14 protein-coding genes and 1 pseudogene are annotated in these 23,705 nt (G+C 47.4%); all 15 read left to right on the forward strand.

Translation table 11 applies throughout. The annotated features are described in order from the left end of the window. Window positions 1–45: 45 nt before the first annotated feature. The 15 genes and pseudogenes from ACFPYJ_RS29835 to ACFPYJ_RS29905 all read left to right on the forward strand — a co-directional run bounded on the left by ACFPYJ_RS29835 (window position 46) and on the right by ACFPYJ_RS29905 (window position 23,290). Window positions 46–1,755: an extracellular solute-binding protein gene (locus ACFPYJ_RS29835; protein ID WP_379191899.1), complete on the forward strand. Its 1,710-nt coding sequence runs from the start codon at window positions 46–48 to the stop codon at window positions 1,753–1,755. A 17-nt stretch (window positions 1,756–1,772) separates the two neighbouring features. After that, window positions 1,773–2,681, forward strand: a complete 909-nt coding sequence (locus ACFPYJ_RS29840; RefSeq protein WP_379191900.1) for an ABC transporter permease — start codon at window positions 1,773–1,775, stop codon at window positions 2,679–2,681. Between the two features lie 23 nt (window positions 2,682–2,704). Continuing rightward, entirely contained in the window at window positions 2,705–3,586 is an 882-nt protein-coding gene (locus tag ACFPYJ_RS29845) for a carbohydrate ABC transporter permease (RefSeq protein ID WP_379191901.1), read from the forward strand. A gap of 15 nt (window positions 3,587–3,601) precedes the next feature. Next, window positions 3,602–8,797, forward strand: coding sequence for a discoidin domain-containing protein (locus ACFPYJ_RS29850; protein ID WP_379191902.1), 5,196 nt, complete (start codon window positions 3,602–3,604; stop codon window positions 8,795–8,797). Between the two features lie 71 nt (window positions 8,798–8,868). After that, the gene (locus ACFPYJ_RS29855) at window positions 8,869–10,389 is read left to right on the forward strand and encodes a polysaccharide deacetylase family protein (protein ID WP_379191903.1); all 1,521 of its coding nucleotides are present in this window, start codon (window positions 8,869–8,871) and stop codon (window positions 10,387–10,389) included. A gap of 24 nt (window positions 10,390–10,413) precedes the next feature. Continuing rightward, window positions 10,414–11,670 carry a DegT/DnrJ/EryC1/StrS family aminotransferase gene (locus ACFPYJ_RS29860; RefSeq protein WP_379191904.1) on the forward strand — a complete coding sequence of 419 codons (1,257 nt, stop codon included), beginning with the start codon at window positions 10,414–10,416 and terminating at the stop codon, window positions 11,668–11,670. A gap of 17 nt (window positions 11,671–11,687) precedes the next feature. Next, window positions 11,688–13,430, forward strand: coding sequence for a carbon-nitrogen hydrolase family protein (locus ACFPYJ_RS29865; protein WP_379191905.1), 1,743 nt, complete (start codon window positions 11,688–11,690; stop codon window positions 13,428–13,430). Between the two features lies 1 nt (window position 13,431). Then, the gene (locus ACFPYJ_RS29870; protein WP_379191906.1) at window positions 13,432–14,355 is read left to right on the forward strand and encodes a Gfo/Idh/MocA family oxidoreductase; all 924 of its coding nucleotides are present in this window, start codon (window positions 13,432–13,434) and stop codon (window positions 14,353–14,355) included. 18 nt (window positions 14,356–14,373) lie between these two features. Continuing rightward, complete coding sequence (locus ACFPYJ_RS29875) at window positions 14,374–15,723, forward strand: enolase C-terminal domain-like protein (RefSeq protein ID WP_379191907.1); 1,350 nt, start codon at window positions 14,374–14,376, stop codon at window positions 15,721–15,723. A 31-nt stretch (window positions 15,724–15,754) separates the two neighbouring features. Beyond that, complete coding sequence (locus tag ACFPYJ_RS29880; protein WP_379191908.1) at window positions 15,755–16,774, forward strand: polysaccharide deacetylase family protein; 1,020 nt, start codon at window positions 15,755–15,757, stop codon at window positions 16,772–16,774. Between the two features lie 75 nt (window positions 16,775–16,849). Beyond that, window positions 16,850–17,308: an HIT family protein gene (locus ACFPYJ_RS29885; RefSeq protein WP_379191909.1), complete on the forward strand. Its 459-nt coding sequence runs from the start codon at window positions 16,850–16,852 to the stop codon at window positions 17,306–17,308. Window positions 17,309–17,434: 126 nt separating this feature from the next. Beyond that, the gene (locus ACFPYJ_RS29890; protein ID WP_379191910.1) at window positions 17,435–18,337 is read left to right on the forward strand and encodes a carbon-nitrogen hydrolase family protein; all 903 of its coding nucleotides are present in this window, start codon (window positions 17,435–17,437) and stop codon (window positions 18,335–18,337) included. Window positions 18,338–18,346: 9 nt separating this feature from the next. After that, entirely contained in the window at window positions 18,347–21,319 is a 2,973-nt protein-coding gene (locus ACFPYJ_RS29895; RefSeq protein WP_379191911.1) for an FG-GAP repeat domain-containing protein, read from the forward strand. A 312-nt stretch (window positions 21,320–21,631) separates the two neighbouring features. Next, window positions 21,632–21,976: pseudogene (locus tag ACFPYJ_RS29900) on the forward strand (dihydrodipicolinate synthase family protein); the annotation flags it as partial. A 108-nt stretch (window positions 21,977–22,084) separates the two neighbouring features. Beyond that, window positions 22,085–23,290 (forward strand): M20 metallopeptidase family protein, encoded by a 1,206-nt coding sequence (locus ACFPYJ_RS29905; RefSeq protein WP_379191912.1) that lies wholly within the window; start codon window positions 22,085–22,087, stop codon window positions 23,288–23,290. The last annotated feature ends 415 nt before the right edge of the window (window positions 23,291–23,705 follow it).

Raw genomic sequence — 23,705 nt, forward strand, 5'->3', positions numbered from 1 at the left:
AAGATAAGAGAGAAGTTGAACACTATTATGTGGAGGGGATTGCAAATGAAGAAGGTAGCACTTGTATCACTGATCTCAATCTTTATCGCTATCACTGTACTTTCCGGTTGTTCTTCAAACAACACTTCGGAAAATACGAGTAAGGTTGAAAACACTGCAACCAATGATGCATCCACGAACCAAACGAAAACGAATGATACCGCTGTGACAAATGAGACAACAACTGAACAGGGAGTTCCTGAGAAGTACGATCCACCGATTGAAATGACGACAGTCGGGGTCAATTACCCGACGGTCAAATTTTCAGAGGGAGAATCACGGACCGATAATGTATGGACAAGAGCTTATCTGGACAAATTCGGAATTAAACTGAATTATAAGTGGGTCGTAGATGACACGCAGCTTGAGCAAAAGACGAATTTGATGCTTTCAACAGGTGAAATTCCTGATTTCATGAACGTAACAGACATTCAATTCAAACAGCTATACGATGCCGGATTAATTGAGGATTTAACCGATGTTTATGAGAAGTATGCATCCGAAAGCGTGAAAAGAATGATGACAGCCGGCGGACCGATTGCTATGGATTCGGCAAAATTCAACGGCAGACTAATGGGTATTCCGTATACAATGTCCAACAAAGAAGTTGCTGATGTCATCTTTATTCGTCAGGATTGGATGGATAAACTTGGACTGCCTGCACCCAAATCCATGCAGGATGTGCTTGCAATATCTGAAGCGTTTACTACTAAAGATCCGGACGGAAACGGCAAAGCCGATACATTTGGTCTTGCTGCTGATAAAGGCATGACTATGCTTAACGGATTTATTAACGGATATCACGCTTATCGTGATTTGTGGATCAAAGATAGCACGGGCAACCTTGTATACAGCGACATTCAACCCGAGATGAGAGCGGCGCTGCAAGCGCTGCAAGGAATGTATAAATCGAAACAGCTCGATCAGGAGTTCAGTGTCAAAGAATTCGCAAAGGTTTCGGAATCACTTGCCGCCAGCAAAGTCGGGATTTTGTACTACCCGCCATATGGTGGATCCTATCCGCTTCAATCCGTAAGAGACAACAACCCGAGCTCCGATTGGACGGCATATCCGCTTCCGTCGATAGACTCTACTCCCGCAGCACCACAAGTTGGAGCGAGCACAAATGGCTACTGGGTTGTTAAGAAAGGGTATGAGCACCCTGAAGCAATCTTGAAAATAATGGATTTCTGGATCAAAACATTCTATGAGAACAAGTCCCGTGAAGTGATGGAGAAATATGTAACAACTCCTGATGGAAATACGCCGTGGCTCCTGTCGGCCATCTTCTCCTACGAGGGCTTCTTCAATGTAGATGTACAGCAGGACATTAAAGCGGTTATCGAAGGATCTAAGAAGTTCGATGATATAAATCCGATTGCCCAAGACACCTATACAAAGGTTATGAACTTCGTGGAGCGCAAGGATGAGAAGTTCTGGGGCTTTGATGAAGTATACGGGTTGCACGGTGCCAGAGCAATTACGAAGGAAGTCTACTTGGCGAACAACTTGTTTACAGAAAATCAATTCTATTCGACAGCAACGCAGACGATGGGTGTGAAAATGGCCACATTGCAAAAGATGAGAGACGTAGCGTTTACGAAAATTATTACAGGTGCGCCGATCGAAGAATTCGATCAATTTGTGGAAAGCTGGAATAAGAGCGGCGGGGAACAAATTACGAAAGAAGTAAACGATTGGTACAAATCTAAGTAGGAAAAGCGGGGATATACATGAATCGAATGAAGCGATTAATGCGGACACCTTATTTGCCATTACACCTGATGATAGTGCCCGGTCTGATCTTAGTACTTATCTATTGTTATGGCCCTATGATCGGAATTATTATCGCATTCGAGAAGTATATCCCTGTTAAAGGATTCTTTCATTCGGAATGGATTGGATTTGAAAATTTCAGATACATCTTCGATCTGCCAGACACAGTGACGGTACTCAAAAATACAGTCTATATTGCCTTCTTGAAAATCATTGCCGGACTGATAACGCCAATCGTTTTCTCACTCCTCCTTAATGAACTGCGCAAGGAATGGTTTAAGAAAGGGATCCAGACGTTGATTTATTTGCCTCACTTTCTGTCGTGGGTCATACTCGGCGGGGTACTGCTCGATATTCTTTCTCCTTCATCGGGGATCGTAAACGAACTGCTCGTCAAAATCGGAATTGAGCCCATCTTCTTTCTTGGCAGCAACGCGTGGTTTCCTTATGTGCTAGTCGCCTCCGATGTATGGAAAGAGTTCGGCTTCAGCACTATCATTTATTTGGCAGCTCTAACCTCCATTAATCCAACCTTATATGAAGCGGCGGTTGTTGACGGGGCAAATCGATGGAAGCAAACGTTATATGTTACTATTCCGGGGATCTTGCCGATCATCGTGCTGATGGCAACGTTAAGCCTGGGTAATATCCTGAATGCCGGATTTGAACAGGTATTTAATTTATATAGTCCACAAGTGTTTGAGAGCGGGGACATTATCGATACATTCGTTTACCGAATTGGATTGATTGATGGGCAATTCGGACCTGCTACTGCTATTGGATTGTTTAAATCGGTAGTCTCCTTCGTTTTCATATCTACTGCTTACTTGCTAGCGTACCGATTTGCTAACTATCGAATCTTTTAAAGCGGAAAAAGAGGGGAAGCAAAATGATTCATACTTCGTGGCGACTTAAATTGTTTATGGTGTGCAATTACTTGTTTCTAGCAGTTGCAGCGCTGTTGTGCCTTTTTCCGCTTATCCATGTACTGGCGATTTCATTCAGTTCTTCCTCGGCATCGTCCGCAGGGCTTGTTACCCTGTGGCCTGTCCGATTTACTACGAAATCCTATGAATATGTGTTAGCTAACAAAGAGTTTTTAACCGCATTAGTCGTTTCTTTCAAGCGATTGTTTCTCGGTACTTTCATTAATATGCTCCTTACAATATTGATCGCGTATCCGTTATCGAAAGAATCAAGCCGATTCAAAGGACGAACAGTCTATGTATGGATATTCGTCATCACGATGCTTTTTAGCGGCGGATTGATCCCCCTCTATTTCATGATTAAATTAACAGGTATTTCTAATTCGTTGTGGGCATTAATACTACCTTCTGCGGTTCCGGTATTCAATATTATCATTCTGCTCAATTTCTTCCGGGGTTTGCCAAAGGAGCTTGAAGAAGCGTCTTTAATCGACGGAGCAGGGCATGTGGCAACGCTCTTTAAAATTTTCGTGCCGTTATCGTTGCCTGCGATTGCAACACTTACTTTATTCTCCATGGTCTATCACTGGAACTCCTGGTTTGATGGACTGATCTTTATGGATGAGGTCGAGAAGTATCCGCTCCAAAGTTATTTGCAGACGGTCATTATTCAACGGGATTTCGCGTCAATTACGGTTCAGGATCTCGAGCTGCTGCAGCTCATTTCCGATCGATCGATTAAAGCTGCACAAATATTTATTGGTGCATTGCCAATTTTGATCGCATATCCGTTTTTACAAAGGTTTTTTGTTAAAGGCGTCGTGTTAGGGAGTGTGAAACAGTAGATTGGGGGATGCGTAATGTTCAAAAAAAGCATGTTTTTCATTTTGTCAGCCTTTCTGCTTTTATCGTCGTTTGGGTTTACAACGAATTTCTCTTCAGCACAAGCCGTCGATGCGAAAGGTCAATGGAAGTCATGGAGAAATGATACAGGCAATTCAGGCTACCAGCCCGATCCTGGCAAATTGGATACCGCTAGTGAAGTTGACAAGGTCTTCATTAAAGGTGCGGTCGATAAAGCGCCTGTGTTTGCCGATGTCAACAACGATGGAATAAATGAAATCGTTATGGTTGACGCAGGTAGAGTCGCTGCTGTGGATATGGACGGACACGATGTCTGGATGTCCGATGTTATCCTTGCCAAAAGCGTCTATACCGTGGACGATTTGAATAGTGACGGCAGCTTGGATGTTCTAGTATTCGGAGATAAAAAAATGGTTGTTTTGTCTGCAGCAAGTGGAGCCTTGCTATATACGGCGGCGCTTGACGAGCAGCTCAATGAACCTCGTTTTAAACTCGGCGATTTCGATAAAGACGGGAACAAGGAGGCCGCAGTATGGAACTATAAAAAACCGTTTATCTACATTTATAAGTTTTCAACAGCGGCCGACGGCTCCTTCTTCGGCGAATTAGTGAATAAAATTGTAGACACCCGTTCGGAAAACGAGGGCAATATAGCCGCTTTTTACCCGGGCATCGCTTTTGGCAATATGGATGGCGACAATTATGATGAGCTTGCCATTATCAGGCATGCGGGTATCGATCTTTATGATGGCAAAATGATAGGAACAAAAAAGGAATCGGCAGCAATCTTGCATGATCCGCTTACCTTTACAACCGTTACAGCAGAAAGCGAGTATCCGGGTGGAGGTTATCCGGCAACCAATCTGATCGACGGCAATTTAGCCTCCTATTACATAAGCGAGCCTAAATCAGGCGCCGGGATTACTACGGGCACCGGCTGGGTCGAGCTGAGCTTTGCCAGCCCGAAGAACGTAAGCAAAGTGTCCGCTTACTCTTTGCAAGGCTGTGGTTTCAATGTGCAAACCTGGGATCCGCTCGAAGGCTGGGTAACGCGTGCTTCCTTTTCCTCATCCGATTCTCATTATAGTCAGGACGGCGAATTCAGAACCGATATCGATTTCGGCTCCTATGTCCTTACCGATAAAATCAGAATTAATGTAACGTCAAGCACTTATGGAAACGGTACTGACAGCTATCAGGTTCAGTTTACCGAGGTAAAGGCCTACGGTGAAGATATCCTTTCAGCAATAACTCCGACCAAGGTTGCTCGTGATCAGATTAAATCGATTTCCGCAGATTCCAACAATCCAGGATATACGCCGGAAATGTTGATCAACGACAATACATCCGATTACTGGATCAGCGAACAAAAAGCCGAGGCTGCGCCAGGCAATAAAGGTGAGGCTGTCATCCAGATTGATTTGACAAAGAAGAAAACGCTGCAAGGTGTAAAGTTTTATAACTTGATAGTTCCTTATGTAAATGTTGAAACCTGGAATAATCAAAAAGAGCAATGGGAAGCTCAAAGGACGGTTGACGGAGAGTCATCTGCAGCCATAAATGTGCTTACTTTCGCCAAACCGGTTGAAACCAATAAGATCAGAATCAGCATCAAGAAGAGCAGTTTCGGAAATGGTAACGATTTATTTCATGTGCAGCTGTCGGAAATTGAACTGTTTGAATTGACGACTTCCATTACGGTTGACTCCGTTACGGCGGAAAGCGAATATCCAGGCGGAGGTTACCCGGCCTCGAATTTGATCGATGGTGATACAAGCTCGTACTTCATAAGCGCACCAAAGGATGAACCGACAGGAAGCGCCTGGATTGATTTTAACTTGCCGGCCGGCACGGTAATCGGCAGCATCGTTGTTCATGCGCTTTCTGCTCCGAATGTAGAAGTGCAGGTGATGCAAAACGGCGAATGGCAAACAAGAACCAGCATGGACTTGACTCAAGGCCCAAGTCCGGCAACGATCGACCTGAGCAGCCAGCCTATCGTGACGGATAAGCTGAGACTTTATATCAGCGGCTCGAATTTCGGGGCTCCGGGTGCGCATCAAGTTCAGCTTACTGAGGTTCAGTTATTCAAACCTGCAGGTAAAGTTGATGAAGGCATAACTCCCGAATATAAAGTCGACTGGATGCCGCCAGGTGCGGAATCCGGAAGAAACTACGGTTACTTCACACTCACTAATATTGATAATGATCCTTACGATGAGGCCATCATTGTTGCCGACGGGGTATCCTACCACATTGGAGTCGTTGACAATAACGCAAACGGCTTATCGTTGATTTGGGATCGTTACTTTGGATATGCGGGTCAGCCTTCAAAGGTGGATGGGTTGCTGCGTGTCATGAAAGTGGTCAACGACCCGGTAGTGGATGTCAACAACGACGGCAAACCAGAGATCGTTTACGGTATGTTTGAGTCGGTAACCGAATCCTCTTCCGGAAATTGGACCATTCACGTAATCGATGCATCCAATCCCGATAGTCCTGGCAACATTACGCTTCCCGGTTATTATTTGTGGGGCATTGAGGATGTAAATGGCGATTCCAAATATGAATTGCTGGTAACGAAGGAGAATGAAGGAAGACCTTCGGGACAATCGCCGATTGAAGTATTGGCCTTAAACAGCAGCGGAGCGTACGAGTCTATTTTGCAGCTGGCCGATAGTTCATTCGTATTGGCAAGCAAGCCTGCTGAAAATCATATCAGCGCAGCTTCGGGCTCCGGACTAAATAGGCCAATGGTTTATGATTTTAACGGCGACGGCAAAAATGATCTATTGGTTTACTCCGGGGGCAAATACAAAGCACTTAGCTTTAATGGCACCGCATATGAGGAAGCGGCCGTTTACGATTCAAGTCACGGTGCCCCTGTCGCCTATACGAAAGATAATAACGGAGATGCCGTATTGCTAATGGACAACGGCACTGGCGTAATGACGGCTTTGCGAAAAGACGGCAGCGTCATGTGGGAGAGAGCGAGCGGTGGTCCTCTTGATGTCGTACCAGTCGTCGCCGATATCGACCAAGACGGGATCAATGAGATGATCGTACCGACAGGCAGCGAAATTGTTGCCTATAAAATGGGTCAGAACGGCGCCTCATTCATGTGGAGAGCGGCCGGAATCGGCAAATCGACTCCAAGTGCCAGTAAATCGTTGGTCATCGCGGATATGAACGGCGATCAGAAGCAGGAAATTATCGTGGCAGGCTCATCGGGCGGCAAGCCTGAAATTAAAGTTATTGACGACAGTGGTCATGTTGCCTGGTCTTATGTATTCACGAAAGATGTTCATGGTAAAGATCTGGGCTTCACGGCCGGCGCCATCCTGGATTGGCTCGCGGCGGACTTTAACGGCGACGGCGTCAAGGATATCTATGTTGCCCTTCAGAACACCTATCCTACCGGCCGTTCCGCCATTATTGACGGAGTGTCTAAACAATTGATCTATGTAACGGAGCCGACAGTTTCCGTTACGTATGCCAATCATCCCGAATACCACTATGAAAGAGCGATGGTGCCAAGCCCGGGCAACGCTGCAGCTTACGATGCGGACGGCGACGGGGCGGAAGAAATCTATTTCATCGCGCTCGAAACCTATGTGAAATTGGACTACGATCAAGCATCGAAGAACACTCGCCTTGATTACTACATTGCTCAAGATGTCGCTCAAAACAGCATCATTTATTATGCCACACCGATCATTACCGATGTCGATAAGGATGCGGTATCTGCCGGTCCAGAGCACATCATATCCGGCGGCTTCAACAGCTTTTCAGTATTCAGCAACGAACTGCCTGTTGCAGGACAGCCTTTGGTACATCCGAATAAATTGTGGCACATTGTGATGCCGGTAACCGAATACAACGATGACGACACGCCCAAAAATTTTGGTGACAGCGATATTATGAGAAGAAATCAGGGAGTGGCCGATGTCGACGGTGACGGCATTAAAGAAATTGCGCTCCAATATTCGACTGATGACGACAGGGGCGACGACAAGTATAGAGGTATCCTATATTGCTATGACGCGACGAATGGCAATGTAAAGTGGACCTATGACTTGAAGGCTGAGTTTGGTGGTAAGAACGTCATTACCCGCGATATCGTTTCCGCTGATATTGACAGTGACGGCTTGTCTGAGTTTATTTTAACGACAAACACAGGCTGGGTAATGGCGGTCAATGGAGGAAGCGATTCCGAATTGGCGGCTAACAATCAGTCGAGAATTCAATGGAAAGTGAATCTAGGCGCATCACTGGGCAACCCGGTTATTGCCGATGCAGATAACGACGGATTTGCCGATGTCCTTGTTCCTGCCGAGGATGGGTATATCCACGTAATAGGCAAACAAGTGGTAAGATCGATCGACTCCGTCTCTGCAAATCTGACATCCCAACAGCCCAACACCATGCAATTGGTTGTGGTGACGGTGGATACAAAGGGCATGGCGAATAACACTCCCGTATCTGTAGAGCTAGTCACCAATGAGGGCGTGTCTCTAGCACCTGCGGTGTCGGCAGCCGGAGTGATTAACAGCAATCATGCTGCTATACCGTTCATTGTTCCAAGCAGCATAACTGCCGGTAACTACTTTTTTAAAGTAAGCGCACAATCAATCACCAACAGTTCTACGGGCTATTCAATATCTGCTTCGGCTCCTGTGACGACTAAAGCGGTAAGCTTCTTTAATGGGGTGGCAACAACCTATTCTCTTGCCGATTTGATTGCCAATGGGACGATCGCGACAGACGGAATCTTGTTTATTCCTTCTAGTTTCAGCTACCAGCTCAAAAATGCCAAGGTGGATTATTCCGCGGCTCAAGGGATCTATATCGGAGCGGATATTAGAACGAAAGCTTCTAATGCCGACATTATATTACGTTCTTCCAAAGGCCCGGTTGTCGTCGATAACGCAGCGTTCACCGCAACGACGGGAAGCAATAATATAACCATGCTTGCCGGTACGTACATTTCGGCAAAAGGAACGCACTTTACGACCAAGAATAGCGGGGATACGAGTTTAACGGCAAATGAAACCATTGATTTATCAAATGCGGAAATCAATACAGGCGATATTCATTTATCGGCACGTGATGGTGCGTCCAGCATCCTCACAACTAACGCTAATTTTCACGGAGACACACCAAGTATAACAGCGACGACGATTCAGCCATGACGTGCCTAAAGTGCCGATTGAGAGAGGAGTGAAGTGAGATTAAGAAATTATTATTTCTTAAAGAAGACAGCATGACTCCGCTGCAAATGTGGATCAAGTCGGCGGACTTTTGGGATGTTCCCTACGAAATCGTTGATGTCGACACGATGCAGCAGCTCGACTTGAATCAATATGAGCTAGTGGCGGCTATCGATCTGAAGGTGCTCACATCTAGCAGTCAGGTAAAGCTGGATCACTATGTTCGCGGCGGAGGGAAGCTGCTTGCTTCCGGAAACTTGCACAGCAGTCTAGCTAGTTACTTAGGCAGTATCCAGGTGATAGAAGTAAAGCGCGGTGATACGCACAGATGTATGCGCATTTCCGACGAAACGACGTTAGGAAATTGGAATACGGGAGAAATTCTGTTCTTCACCAATACGTACCAAAGTTCAGGTAAGGACTATGTGATCGATAACATCGCTGAGCTGCAGGCTCAGCGGTGTTGCGAATCTTGTGAAGTGACCGTCGTCGATGTGGATTTAGAGCAATGGGGCAAGTGGCGGGAGACGACGGAGCCCTCGCTTATTACCAAGGATGTTGGTGCCGGGAAAATCGTCTATACTCCGCTCTGTCTGGGAGAGATGGAGTGGGTCGTACAGCCGCGTGTGCCGACATTTACGGAGTTCCCGTATGTGGTCAGAAATAACGGGATCATGCTGCTGATCAGAGACATTTTTGCCCTTACAACGGGATCGGACCGTTTTGAATGCAGACCGCTTTGGCAGGACGGGGCAAAATGCGTTGTTGTTCTATCTGGTGATGTACACGACTACGCCCAAATTCCTGGTCGAGCAGACCGGGAATACCGGGATATGATCGATAATATGAACATTCTCAGAGAATATGGTCTGGACGGTAAAGCAACCTGGTTTATTACCGGTGATGTCGCCCGAAAATTTCCAGAAGAAGTGCGCGAAGCGGCGGACCGCAACTACGAAATATGTCCTCACACGCATCAGGATACGTGTTACAGCAATGAAGGCTGGGATTATTACACCCAGAAGGACGATATATCACGCTGCATCGACAGCTTCAAAACCACGATTCCTAACATTCACGATTATGCCAAAGGATTTCGGACGCATGGCTACAATAGCAACTATGATACAAGGCTTGCATTAGAGAACCTGGGCTACGACTATATTGCTGACCTCCAGGGCTGGGAATTAAGCGGAACCTATAATCGGAATCAACCCGATCATGTCATCACTTATGTATCTCTGCCGCAATATGCGACGGACTATCGCGGCAGAAAGCTGAATTTGCTGGAAATTCCGGATACCGTGGCAAACGATCATTTTGTTTATCGGATTGAGAAGATGACACCTGATCAGGCGCTTGCGTTTTATAAAGAAGGCTTCGATCGGATGTATAGATTAGGAGGGATGTTCCAGACTTGTCTGCATCCCTACATATCTATCAAAGAGGATCCGGAGAGGGAACGCGTTTACAGGGGACTGATCGAGCATATGGTTTCCCATGAAAATGTCGTATTTTTGTTGATGAAGGATTTATGCGGTTGGTGGAAAGAAAGAGAAGTACTGAACTCATAAAATCGTAAAGGTGGCCATTCATCCATGAAGACTGGAAATGAAAAGCTTAAAGACGCAAAATACGGTTCTGCATCACAAATAGTTTCGAGCGTAGGGTTGCCTTCTGTGTTTCCCCGCGAAATGGGACCGAACACGATGAAATATTTGCAGGAAGTGGTCGATTCCGGACTGTCATCGGACATGAATTCACGTTTTGAGAAAATTTTGGCCGAAGCGCACGGGCGTAAATATTGCATGCTGACTCCCGGCTGTACCAACGCGCTATTTGCACTATTTACCGCGCTTGATTTCCAGCCAGGCGACGAAATTATCGTCAGTCCTATTGCAGACTACGGTGATCTATGCGGCTTACTGTTTGAAAATTATATTCCTGTTTTTTGCGATACAGAGCCAGGTACAGGGTTAATATCGGCACGAACTATCGAATCGTGTATTACTGAGCGAACGAAAGCAATTCTCGCAGTCAACTTTTTCGGCTTGCCGTGCGATTTCGATCCGATCATGGAGCTTGCAAAAAAGCATAACATTCTCGTTATTGAAGATGTGTGCCAGAGTATTCTGGCCACGTATAACGGCCGTCTTTCCGGCTCACTCGCGGATATTGCCGTATTCTCCTTCGACCCGGAGAAAACGCTTGGAGGCGATACGGGCGGTGCGATCGTCATGGATGATGAAGACCTTTACAATACAATCGTGAATCGTGCACAGGCTAGAGGGGCAAAGGATTTTCCTGGCTTCGGCAGAAAGCATCTTTATAGAGGCATTGCGATGCGGGCACCGCAATGTACGGCTGCTACGTGTATGGCAAACTGGGAGATACTTCCTCCTCAAGTGGAAAATCGCCGAAAAATGGCGCGCCTATTGGATGAAAAAATAACCGGCATCGAAGGTGTAATTCCGTATCATGTACCCGAGCATAAAGAGCATAGCTACTGGATGTACGGATTTAGCGTCGATCCTGATAAGTTTACAATCACGCCAGCGGACTTGGCCAATGAGCTGAACAAGGCTGGAATTCCATGCGGACAAGGGAAGTATTATGTGCTGCCTGCAGGTGTTCCTTTCTTGGCGGAAAATGTGGAAAATATGGTTTATCCGTATAATATGCCGGTCGCGTCGCGCAAAATCGATTACGATGCAAACAACGTATGTCCTGAGGCCGTGAACTTTATGGATAACTGGATCAGATGGCTGTGGACGGAGAAATACACCGTGCAGCATGTGGAATTAATGGAGACGATTATACGAGAAGTGTGCGGAAGGTATAGTAAGCAGTCTTAGAAAGGGTGGGGAATCTCTTGAAAGATAAAGCTAGAATCATCGTCACTTCGCTGCCGATCAATGACGGTATCCGTTTTCTTCCCGAATTGGCGCAGCAAGCGGTAGAGAAGGAGCTCGCGGAAATCCAGGGCAGGGATATCGATCTCGTCTTGTTTCCGCAGTATACGGCCATCGAAGAGGAGCATAATGCAGGTCAAGCGGGTATCGTTCAGCTTTTGCACCATTTTGCACAAAAGAATCGCTGCTATGTCGTCTACAACGTCCTACGAAAATCGGGTGAGCGGCAAAGCTGCGTTTCCGTAATCACGGACCGTGACGGCAAAGTTGTCGGTGAATATATCAAAACACACAGAATCGAAGGATTGGATCTTGATCTGTTGCTTGGCAGCGAAACCCCGGTGTTTGAGCTTGATTTCGGCAAGGTGGCGCTGCTTGCGGGTACAGATCTGTATTTTCCGGAGGTTGCGGAAATCTACTCGGTCAAAGGCGCGGAGCTGCTGCTCTGTTCGCTCGGACCATCGATCCTGCGTGATGATACAGAAATCCAGCGGCTGTTGAAAGGAAGATCGGTCGCTGATTATGTGTATGTCGCCGCTTCGAGCTATTCGAGCGAAGAAACATTGTACATGGCGAGCAATGTAGAGCTTTACCATGGAGCAAATCGTGAGATCGATATTTCCGGCAGCTTGAGCGAGTCTTTTAATGCTTTTGGATTAGGTAAACATACCGGAAGAGCCATTGTGTATGACATGCGTGGAGAAATTATTGCCGGAACAGGAAGGGAGAGCGGGCATGCCGAAGGCCAGCTGGACTTGCATAGAAAACGAAATCTGATCCAATACAATTTTGGAACCGGGGGCATCCTGTTCCACCAGAATGAGCGGGGTATATTTGAAGCGCTCGGTCGTCCGTACAATCAGGAGCAAGCCCGTCAGTTCGTATCTAAGCCGGTTGTCTCTCTCGTACACATTCCGTATAAGGATACGTTCCAAAACACGGCGGAAGATTGGTATAAACCGATCTTGGAAAAAATCAAGCTGGCGGCGGGACGGGGATCAGACCTCGTTGTCTGCTCAGAATATTCGCGAGGCGATGACGGCAGGCCTCAAACGGAAGGGCTGGACGAACTTTTGCAGGGATGTTCCCTCATTTCCCGCGACTATGGCTGTTATATCGCCATAAATGAAGGAATCGACGGTATGAATACGTCCCTTCTGTTCGGCAGAGACGGAGCTATTATTCATAAATATGTAAAAGTGAATCCGCTGAACATGATGTATCAAAAAATGCTCCCTGCCGGAGAAGTGATCGAACCGGTTGAGCTGGATTTCGGCAAGGTCGGGTTTATGATCTGTGCGGATTCGTATTGCCAGGAAATCCCTCGTGTTCATGCACTTAAGGGCGCTGATATGATTATTTTGCAAACACAAAGCTGGGGCTACGACGCGAATGCGATAAATGAAGGTGTTGCTAGAGCTTGGGCAATCGAGAACCATATGACGATTCTCACCAATGGTTTTCCAACATCGCAGGTTACTCATCGCAGCAATGTCATTGATCCGACTGGAGAGACCGTATTTGCTTCCGATTATGCCAAGGAAGACATATACACAGTGGCCATCGACCTCGAAGTGGTGAGAAACAGACCAAGCTTCAAGCTTGTTGACAGCAAAGTGACGAGAGAATCTGATCTCAGGGAGCGGCTCATGCAGGCGAGAAGACCGGAACTGTACGCGCCGCTTGCGACAGGACGGCTCTAATATGAAAAGACTGCGAATTGGATTAATTGATCTGGATACGTCGCATCCGGGCAACTGGCTGCCCATTATACGAGAGCTCGGCCATGAAGTTGTCGGTGTTTTTGACGGCGGCACGGTATTTCCGAATGGGTACGCGGAACAGTTTGCTTTGGAGAAAGGGATTTCTAATGTATATCAAACTGTTGCAGAGATGGTCGAGGACGTCGATGTCGCAATCGTCCATAGCTGCAATTGGGATTTGCACATTGATCGGGCGGCGCCGTTTATTGCCGCAGGAAAAGGAGTGTTGATCGACAAGCCATTAGCCGGAAATCCACGTCATTTGCGTACCCTGCTGGAATGGGAACGACAAGGCGCGCGTATTACCGGAGGTTCGTCATTACGATTTTGCCAGGAGACAGTTCAGTGGAAGATGAACCATACGGCGAGCGGAATTTCGTACGTTACGGCCGGCTGTGGCGTAGATGAATTTAATTATGGTATTCATGCCTATGCGATGCTTGCCGGCATTATGGGGCCAGGCATCGAAGGTGTACGCCATCTTGGTGAAAGCGGTCAGCGTCATGTAGAAATAGTGTGGCGCGACGGCAGGCGAGGGTTAGTAGCTGTTGGTGCAGTAGAAGGGTCGTTGCCATTCTATGCTACTGTTGTGACTGGACAGGACGTTAGTCATTTCCAGGCTGACAGCCGATATCTATACCGGGCGTTGCTTGAGGCATCGCTTCCTTATCTCGCTGGAGCTGATGCGGCAGCCGTTCCACTTGAGGAGCTTGTGGAGGCGGAGTATGCCGCGATCGCCGCAGCTGTATCTAAAAGGCAGGGCGGCACGTACGTACGGCTCGCGGAGCTTGCAGAGGATGAGGCCGGGTACGATGGAAGCGCATTTAGCAGCGGGTATCGCAAGCTAAGACTGGGGATCGTGTAACAGGAGGAGAAGGGCTTCATGAAGGAGACCGACATTCGTGTTGTTGACATTCGAGCGGAGTTTACAGAAGAAACGCTTCGATTTCCGCTTACCTTGAGCTCAGGAGAGATTACCGACATCACTTATGCGGGCGTTCGGATTATGGTGGAAAATCGCAAAGGCTCGTCCGCTGAAGGCTTCGGTGGCATTCTGCTGTCGGATCTATGGGCATTCCCGGAGCCGTCCGTGGATCATATGACGAAGGATCAACTGATGAGGCGTTTCGTTTTGCGGTGGAGAGAGTTGCTGCTTGCTGAATGCCAGTATGCCGATGCGGTACAGCTTGCCCATCGTGTTGAAGCGGGTATGCCCGATTTGTTGCGGGAAATACGCAATGAATTCGGACTGCAGGTGGACGTGCCTAGACTTGCCGGTCTTGTCGCATGGTCGCCATTCGACGCCGCGCTTCATGACGGCTGGGCAAAAGCTGCTGGTCGCAGCGCTTATGCTATGTACACACAGGAATTCCTTAATGATGATCTCGGCCATTATCTAGGGCCTGAATACAGCGGCAGCTATCCCGGAGACTTCCTTCAAGCGCCTAAAGCGAGCTTGTGGGTGCAGCACGTCGTCGGAGTCAAGGATCCGCTTACTCCAGGGGAAGTATCCAGCGATATGGTCAGAGATGAACTGCCTGTCGCTCTTACCGATTGGATTCACCGCGACCGCATCCGCTGGCTTAAGCTAAAAATTAAAGGCGCAGACATAGCTGACGATTTGGAGCGAATTCTTGAAGTGTACCGGGTTTCTACGGAAACGGCGGAAGCTTGCTGGTTCAAGGAGCCGATCGTCTATGCAGTTGATCCAAACGAAGGGTTTACCAGCCCGGAGCCGTTAGTCGAGCTCCTTCGTAAGCTGCGCGAACGATCGCCACTGACTTATAAGGCACTGCAGTATATCGAGCAGCCGACGCCGAGGCAATTATTCGGGGATCCGAATTCGCTGCGCGATATTTCAAACCTAAAGCCGCTGCTTGCAGATGAAAGCCTCGATGATCTCGCTGCGCTCTCGCAGCTAAAGCGGAATGGTTGGAACGGGGTCGCGCTGAAGACATGCAAAGGCCACACTCATGCGCTTTTAACCTATTGCTGGGCGAAGCGAAATAATCTCTATATCACCGTGCAAGATTTAACGAATATAGGCATTTCACTTGTTCATTCTGTCGGACTGAGCAGTCGCTTAAAGCTTGCGTGGGATTGCTCTGAAACAAACAGCCGTCAATATTTGCCGTTTAGCCAGCCGATGGTGCAGGAGAAGTACCCTGAGCTGTTCATCAGCCGCGATGGACAGCTTATCGTGTCCGATTTGCGGGGACCGGGTTTGTATTAAACAAGTTTATCAATAGTGGGAGGTCCGGGCCATGTACCCGAATGGAGCCAGGTTTGCTGTACAGTTAAGTTTTGATTTAGAGACGGTGACCAACTTCCCTTACTGGACAAGTTTTTGGAATCACCGTAAGGGCGCTATCGATCAGGCAACCAAGGTGTATGTAGAGCAAATTATTAATGCCAAGTGTGAGAAGTACGGGGCCAAGGCGCATTATTTTCTTGTGGGTAGCATGTTTGAAGACCCGGATATTGATTATCTCAAGAAGACGGTTGCTGCAGGCCATGCGGTAGGCAACCATACTTATACGCACGTAAGCATTAAAGCGCAGGAAATCTCAGAGCTTGCTGGCGTCTTTACGAGTGCTCCATGGCGTGGGGCCGGTCGCAGCGCACAGGACGCCGTGAGGCAAGAAATACAAATGACAACAGCAGCCATCAAAAACTGTTTAGGGGTGGAGCCGAAGGGGTTCCGCTCCCCAGGCGGGTTTCAAAACGGCTTACAGGATACCGAATATGTACAGAAGATGCTGCAAGAGGAAGGGTTCTGGTGGGTTTCAACCCATTATAACGACGGATTGTTTGCAGATCATTATCGTGCCGGTTCGGTTGATTCGGTATATAAAGTAGATGTCAGTACAATGATTAGTGCTTTTAACAAGAGTGAGCAAATTCTGCAGCCTTATCAATATGAGTGCGGCTTGCTTGAGCTTCCATTGGCAGGCATAACGGATGTTGTTGCTTGGCGGGGGTATGGCACAGACTTAGGAGATTGGTTGCGAATGCTATCCGCAGGCGTAGATTACGCTCATGAGCATGGCCTTATTTTTAACTTGACGACTCATCCGGCCGTCCTTGCTTCGATTGATCCATTCGGTCAAACGATCGATGTCATTATGCGCAGGGCAATGGAGAAAGAGGGGGGCGTATGGCTCCCTGATTTAGAAGAGGTCGCTCTTCATTTGAAAAACAGCGGAAGCAATCGCAAGCCTGTCAATTTAGAAAATGGTTCACAAAGCGGATCAGGCATTCCAATCGGGAAAACGTATAGCTAATGCAAGAGCCTGGGGGGCCGCTGTCCGATACGGATACGGTCACCGGGTCTTTTGTTCTGAAAAGGGGGGATCGTTATGTCGGTTTACGAGGATAAAAACTGCTATTACTGCAGGCTAAGTGCAGGGCCGGACGAGAGTGAGCACTTTATTCGGTTTTGGACGTCACTAGATTCGGTTGTTTATTTGCATCGAGATCAAAGCTTGCCCGGCCGGGTCGTTGTGGCGTCTGTAGTTCATGCAGAAGATCTCTCCGAACTGACCTCCGATCAATATACAGCTTTCTTCGATACGGTTAGGCGCATAAGTCAGGTGATTAGCTCTGCATTCCCGCTAACGGAGAAGATCAATCTGTACTTGTGTGGTAACAATGGGCAGTTTCGACATCCCCATATGCATGTGCTACCGCGTTTCACTGGTGACCGCAGCTGGCCTGATTTCATCTCCGACTTCCAGCAGCCTTATTGGCCGACTGGCGACCCGCGTTATGAAGAGGTTATTTCCGCACTGCACCAACGATTGATGATGGAGCTCTAAATTGGCACCTATTCAACGAAGTTGACAAACTGCAAATGATTCAACGCCTGTTAAGCAATTTCTGGAGAAGGCTTGTGATAGCACGATTGATTAACCGGATAGTTGAAGATGGAGGAGGATTTAGCTTTGAGCAGAAAAGCTGTGCTAGCTACGATTTCTTTGCCTATTGATGAGAGGTCTGTACAACCAGGTGTCAACATCGAAAGAGCTCTTAAGCTGATAGATGAATTATCTCCATGGAAGCCCGACTTGGTGGTGCTGCCGGAGGAAATTGATGTTTTATTCGGTATCCCCTATGAGGAATCTCGTAAAATGGGAGAAACGGTTCCGGGAGGCCCTATCCAGCAAAAATTTAAAGAGGCGGCGGTAAAGTGCAACACGAATCTGGTGCTCTCCATCCGGGAACGGGAAGGGAAGCACGTATACAATACAAGCATTGTTATCGACAGGCAGGGACGCTACATAGGCAAATACAGAAAAACGCATCTTGCCCCGTCTGAGGAAGTCGATGTTAGCCCTGGAGACAGCTATCCCGTATTTGAATTGGATTTCGGCACGATCGGAATAACCGTTTGTATGGAATTGCATTATCCGGAAATATGGACAATCTTAGCGCTGCAGGGAGCGGATGTCATCGTTCATCCTACCGCAGCCATTGACTATACAGGCAGTCTGAATGAATCTTTAATTAATGCGCGGGCCATCGACAATCAGATTTATGTCGTTACGAGTCACTACGTGAAAATGCCCTATTTAGCTGGTAATCCTATGGGCCATTCCCGGATTGTAGACCCTTATGGCAGAACCCGGGCCGATACAGGGCACAGGCCGGGGGTCGCCGTTGCAGCGGTGGACTTGGATGAATCGTATGAATACTGGGCGACAGGTGAAACCAAGAAGAAGTATCCAACCCTCAAGGAGTGCTTTCTAGGGATGAGGCGTCCGGAAACCTACGGCATTCTTGCTCGTCCCGACAGTGAAAACAAATGGAAAATTAAAGCTCCTGTATTGTACAACAATGGAGAGTGAGAATATAAGATGAAGGATGCCGCACGAGGAACAGGGTATGGGGAGTGGCGCAACTACCGGAATACGCCGGATAATTTAGGATTTCAAGCTGCTCCCGGTGATATTAAGCAGCCTGGTGTTTCAGCCCGAATCTTTGTTCATGGAGAGCTGAATGCGAATATACTTTATGCGGACATTAACGGAGACGGCGTCCCAGAATTGCTATTAATCGATTCTGGCCGTATTTGTGCCATTGATTGCAGTGGGGAAACGATTTGGAAATCAACGTTTGTAATGGCTTCTAGTATTTTTAGAGCCGATGACCTAGACGGAGATGGAAAGGCTGAGATTTTTGCTGTAGGCGACAAATCTATGATCATACTGGATGCTCAGAATGGAGACGTCCTGCACATCGGATATGTAGACAGCGATATTTTCTCATCGCGATGCTCGATAGCCGACTTTGATGGGGACGGCCGAATGGAGCTCGCATTTTGCGTACACAAAAAGCCGTATATTTATATCTATCAATTCGGACGGGACGAGAGGAATGCGTTCACCTGCGAATTAATTGAAAAAATCCTCGATAAACGGACCGAAGATGAAGGGAACATTGCGGCCTTTTATCCGAGCACTGTAGTTTGCGACATCGATGGCGACGGCTATAAGGAACTCTGTGTTTTACGGCATGCCGGACTTGATGTATATGATATGAGGGCGATTTTGAGCCTAACCTCCCTAACATCTGAAGAAGTGCGGCAACAGGTCAAACAACCGGTTCAAAGTGTGGAGTGGTGGCCGGAGGGCGCATCTTCCGGCAGAAATTACGGCTATTTTACGATGACAGATTTGGATGGAAGCGGGTATGCGGACGCGGTTATCGTGGCTAATGTCGTTTCATTGCACACCGGTGTTGTCAATAACGATAAAGGTCAGCTGAAATTTGCCTGGGATGAGTACTATGGATACAGCGGACAGCCGAATGAAAAAAACGGGCTTTATTATGTAATGCGCTCTGTCGATGACCCCGTTTGCGATATAAACGGCGACGGCTTAATGGAAATATGCCAGAATCTGTTTGAGTATGAAGAGGAAAGTGGTGTAGGAACATGGAGCATATGCATTAAAAATAGTTCAAACGGTAAAACGGAGCATTTAATTTCAGACTATTATTTGCACGGAATTGTAGACGTACTCGGGAACCAGACTAAACAATTGCTAGTTACTAAAGAAAATGCGGAGAAGCCGCAAGGAAAAAGCCCGATCGAGATTTTATATTTGGCCGAAAACGGTCAGTTCGAAAGCATGTTCAGCATGCAAGCCGCGGAATTTGTGTTTAATACGATTGCTGCTTCGGAGGAGCATATCAGCCCGACAGGAATGGGTGTTTATTCCAGAAGCTTTGCCTTTGATTGTGACCATGATGGTCAGCAGGAGCTGATGATCAAGCACCATGATCAATATGAGTGTATCAAATTTAGAGACGCAAAAAACTATGATGTGATGATGAGCTTCGACGCTGAGCTCGGATCACCATTCGGCTTTATGCACGACAGCAAGGGTGAACTCATTTTGCTCTTGAAAGGAAAAAACGGTATTTTGCGTGCGATTGATCAGGGTGGCAGTCCGCTGTGGGAGTATATCTCTGGCGGGGATCCTAACTTAGTACCCGCAGTTGCAGATATAGATCAAGATGGGATAAATGAAATTATCATTTGCGCAAACAACATGGTGATATGTTATAGAATGATTCAAGGCGAGCCAAGAAAACTTTGGTCTGTTCCGGGTTACGGCAAGCTATGCGGAAAAGCAAGGGCAATGAGTGCTGCAATCTGCGATATGGATGGGGATGGATATTTAGAGATCGTTGTCGCCCATGACAAAGAGGGACTGCCGGGTATTCGTGTGCTTGATTACAGTGGGAGAGAAAAGTGGTCCTACTACTTCAAGCATGATCGGGATGGGAAAGTGATCAATTTTACTGCCGGTGCGATCAAAGACATAGCCATTGCTGATTTTAATGGGGATGGCGTACCGGATATTTTTTGCGCCTTGCAAAATGTGTATCCGACAGGTCGTTCGGCGATTATAGACGGCTCGACGAAGAAGCTGGTTTATATGACGAAAGAGCTTGAAACGGTGACCAATGCGGAACATGGAATCACCAATAAAAGAGCGTTGCTTCCAGCGCCAATTGGCAGTTCCGCCGCAGTCTATGATGTGGATGGCGACGGGTGCGACGAAATAATGTTCGTTGCGCTTGAAACTTACGTTAAACTCAAATACGACAAGGAGAACGGCGCAAGTTTATTTACCCATGTCGCACAGGTGAGTCCGCAGCTTTGTAAAATTTATTACTCGGTGCCGATTATCGCTAATGTCGGAGAAGGTAAAGAGCCCTATCATATCATTTGTTCCGGCTTTAACAGTTTCTCGGTATTTACGAATGAGCTGCCGCCAAAGAATCCGATGGAAAAGCCGAAAATGCTCTGGAACAAAATCATGCCTGTATCCGAGTATGATGAGGACGGTAAGCCAAAAAATATTTTTGACCAGGATATACAGGGTAGGATGCAGGGTATCGGCGATGTGGACGGCGATGGTAATTTGGAAGTGTGCATTCAATATACGACCGGAGATTGGGATCAATACAAAGGATATATCTATTGCTACGATGCCGATTCCGGAGATACGAAATGGCGATATGATTTGAAGCCGGAATTTGGTGAAAATGTATGTGCAAGAGATATCATTACGTGCGATATTGACGGTGACGGACTACCTGAATTCATCATTTCTACTAACACCGGCTATATCGCTGCGCTAAGTGGTAAGGATGATTTAGTGCTCCAAGAGAAAAGGAAAAGCCGGGTAACCTGGAAAATGTTTGTGGGAGCGGGTTCGGGCATTCCTATTGCTGCTGACATCGATGGTGACGGGAAGACTGAACTTCTGGTCGCTGTGGAAGATGGTTATATCTATATCATCGGAAACGACGATTAACTTCGAAGTAGCTATGCTTATGGATAGCGTCTATTGAGTGAAGGAAGGTCCAGAAGAGAACGCCTAAGTATCAAACTATTGCTGGAAATCGCTAAAGCAGTAAAAGCCGAGAAGCCGATCAATCTGACGATGGGTTCCGTGAATGTCATCTGGCAAGGGGATGCCAATGAAATTGCCATCCGCTCCTTGCTCGCTTGTGAGGCACCTGTCAACTTCTTGAACGTTACAGGGCCGGAGACGATATCGATTCGTTGGGCAGCGGAGGAATTCGGCAAGCGTATCGGGGTTGAACCCGTATTCGAAGGGGTGGAAGCCGACCATTGGGCCGTTTGGACGATTAAAGCGGTGGAGTTGCTCGAAGAAATCAAACGTACCCGGACGCAAGAGGGAATATCACTGGAATGGCTAACGTGTAACGTTGAAGTGACAGACACGAATGCGGCATTTCTCGATCCCGCTCACGGATTCACCGGTTGCATCCCTGGAATTCACGAAGTTCTGAGGCGGCAAGGCTTGCTTAAAGGGATCTGGTGCCTGAATCCACACGAAGAGCTATCCGAAGGTCAGATGGAAGAAATCGATAGAGTATACCAGTCTTATCCACATCTAAACGATGACGAGTTCGTTAAGAAGCATCTGTCAGAATGGCTTGCGTAGGCGGTGGATATATGCGATTTGGCAAAGACGTTGACGGGAAAACAAATCATGAGGCAGTTGGTCCCAAGAATAGAAAGAAGCCTCAAACGAGCTTAAAGGAGAAGGATGATGACAGAGAAAGTACTTAGTGAACTACTGCCTGCCGCAAAAGCGATTGAACGCGAGCTGATCGAGCTGCGCCGCAAGCTCCATCAAAATCCCGAGCTCAGCCTCGAGGAAACTGAAACCGCTTCAACGGTAGCTATTTTACTCGAGCGTCTCGGACTTCAAGTTCGAAGGGACGTTGGAGGGCATGGCATTGTTGCCGATCTGATAGGGAGAAGGCCTGGACCCCGGATCGCCCTTCGGGCGGATATGGATGCGCTTCCGATTCAGGAGGAAACCGAATTGCCATTCGCTTCTATTATACCCGGCAAAATGCACGCATGCGGGCATGATGCTCACACGTCCATTTTGTATGGTGCAGCCAAGCTGTTGACGGATCGGAAAGAGCAACTGGCCGGCAGCGTCCGATTCATTTTTCAATCGGCGGAAGAAATTAATGCCGGAGCGAAAGCGATGATCGATGAGGGCGTTCTGAAAGGTGTGGACGAAATTTATGGATTACACAATCTCCCAACGCTTTCCACCGGCAAGGCGGCTACACGGTATGGTAGCTTGATGGGCTCGGTTGATCAGTTTGAACTGACCGTCTCAGGAAAGGGTGGTCACGGCGCTATACCCGATCAATGTGTCGATCCTGTATTAGCAGCTTCAGCGATTATCTTGTCGCTTCAATCGGCGGTCAGCCGGGAAGTTTCTCCCTTTGACCCGGTAGTCGTTACCGTCGGAAGCATCCATGGAGGAACCTCGTATAACATAATCCCCAACCGGGTGGTGTTGTCTGGTACTGTCAGAACATTCTCCCATAACGTCCAAGAGGAAATGCCTTTCCGGTTGCAGCGGATAATCAGCCGAACAGCCGAAGCCTACCGCTGCACAGTGGAGCTTCAGTATAAGAAGCAAGTGCCGGTGCTAGTTAATCACGATTCCCACACGCGGAATGTTGAAGAGGTTGTGGACCTTCTACTAGGTAGGGAAAACAGGGCTGAAGCGAATCCCGTGTTGGCCGGAGAAGATTTTTCCATGTATCTTCAGCATGTGCCCGGATGCTTTTTCTGGCTGGGCTCTGGACCGGAAATCGGGGCTGAACGAGCTTACGGGCTGCATCATCCGAAGTTTACCATCGAGGAACACTGTCTGCCGCTAGGCGCAGCTTTGCTCACTGCGATTTCGCTGCATCGGCTGTCAAAACATTATGAGACTTTTGCATAAAGGGAATCGAGATTCGTTGAATGAACTATTCTTTATCCATTGTTAAAAGGAGTATGTAAAAAAGCATTAAGCAGCGACCGATTCTCGGTATTTCACGGGTGAGCGGTCGTTTAGTTTTTCTGAAACCGTTTATGGCTGTAAATGCAATATACTCCTGTATTGCTTGATTTAACTCCTGTTCCGCCAGATCAGCTTTCTCATTCAGCGCAAAAACTTGTTGCAGTGAATTTGCTTACTCAACAAACAATTCATTGGTCAATATCATGCAAATAATGTTTAAGATCAACCAAAGATCGTAGTGAACAGTTTTTGTAAGATGTTCATATACCAATAAAATTCATGATGAGAGACGGTATTAATTATGGACAATAGTATAGAGATTCAGGAAGTACTATCAGAATACGGTTATCGTCCA

Source organism: Paenibacillus solisilvae (assembly GCF_042656405.1).
Lineage (GTDB): Bacteria > Bacillota > Bacilli > Paenibacillales > Paenibacillaceae > Paenibacillus_Z > Paenibacillus_Z solisilvae.

Coding starts and splice junctions, on each gene's coding strand:
- ACFPYJ_RS29835 (WP_379191899.1), top strand. CDS start 46: ATGAAGAAGGTAGCACTTGTATCACTGATCTCAATCTTTATCGCTATC.
- ACFPYJ_RS29840 (WP_379191900.1), top strand. CDS start 1,773: ATGAATCGAATGAAGCGATTAATGCGGACACCTTATTTGCCATTACAC.
- ACFPYJ_RS29845 (WP_379191901.1), top strand. CDS start 2,705: ATGATTCATACTTCGTGGCGACTTAAATTGTTTATGGTGTGCAATTAC.
- ACFPYJ_RS29850 (WP_379191902.1), top strand. CDS start 3,602: ATGTTCAAAAAAAGCATGTTTTTCATTTTGTCAGCCTTTCTGCTTTTA.
- ACFPYJ_RS29855 (WP_379191903.1), top strand. CDS start 8,869: ATGACTCCGCTGCAAATGTGGATCAAGTCGGCGGACTTTTGGGATGTT.
- ACFPYJ_RS29860 (WP_379191904.1), top strand. CDS start 10,414: ATGAAGACTGGAAATGAAAAGCTTAAAGACGCAAAATACGGTTCTGCA.
- ACFPYJ_RS29870 (WP_379191906.1), top strand. CDS start 13,432: ATGAAAAGACTGCGAATTGGATTAATTGATCTGGATACGTCGCATCCG.
- ACFPYJ_RS29875 (WP_379191907.1), top strand. CDS start 14,374: ATGAAGGAGACCGACATTCGTGTTGTTGACATTCGAGCGGAGTTTACA.
- ACFPYJ_RS29880 (WP_379191908.1), top strand. CDS start 15,755: ATGTACCCGAATGGAGCCAGGTTTGCTGTACAGTTAAGTTTTGATTTA.
- ACFPYJ_RS29885 (WP_379191909.1), top strand. CDS start 16,850: ATGTCGGTTTACGAGGATAAAAACTGCTATTACTGCAGGCTAAGTGCA.
- ACFPYJ_RS29895 (WP_379191911.1), top strand. CDS start 18,347: ATGAAGGATGCCGCACGAGGAACAGGGTATGGGGAGTGGCGCAACTAC.
- ACFPYJ_RS29905 (WP_379191912.1), top strand. CDS start 22,085: ATGACAGAGAAAGTACTTAGTGAACTACTGCCTGCCGCAAAAGCGATT.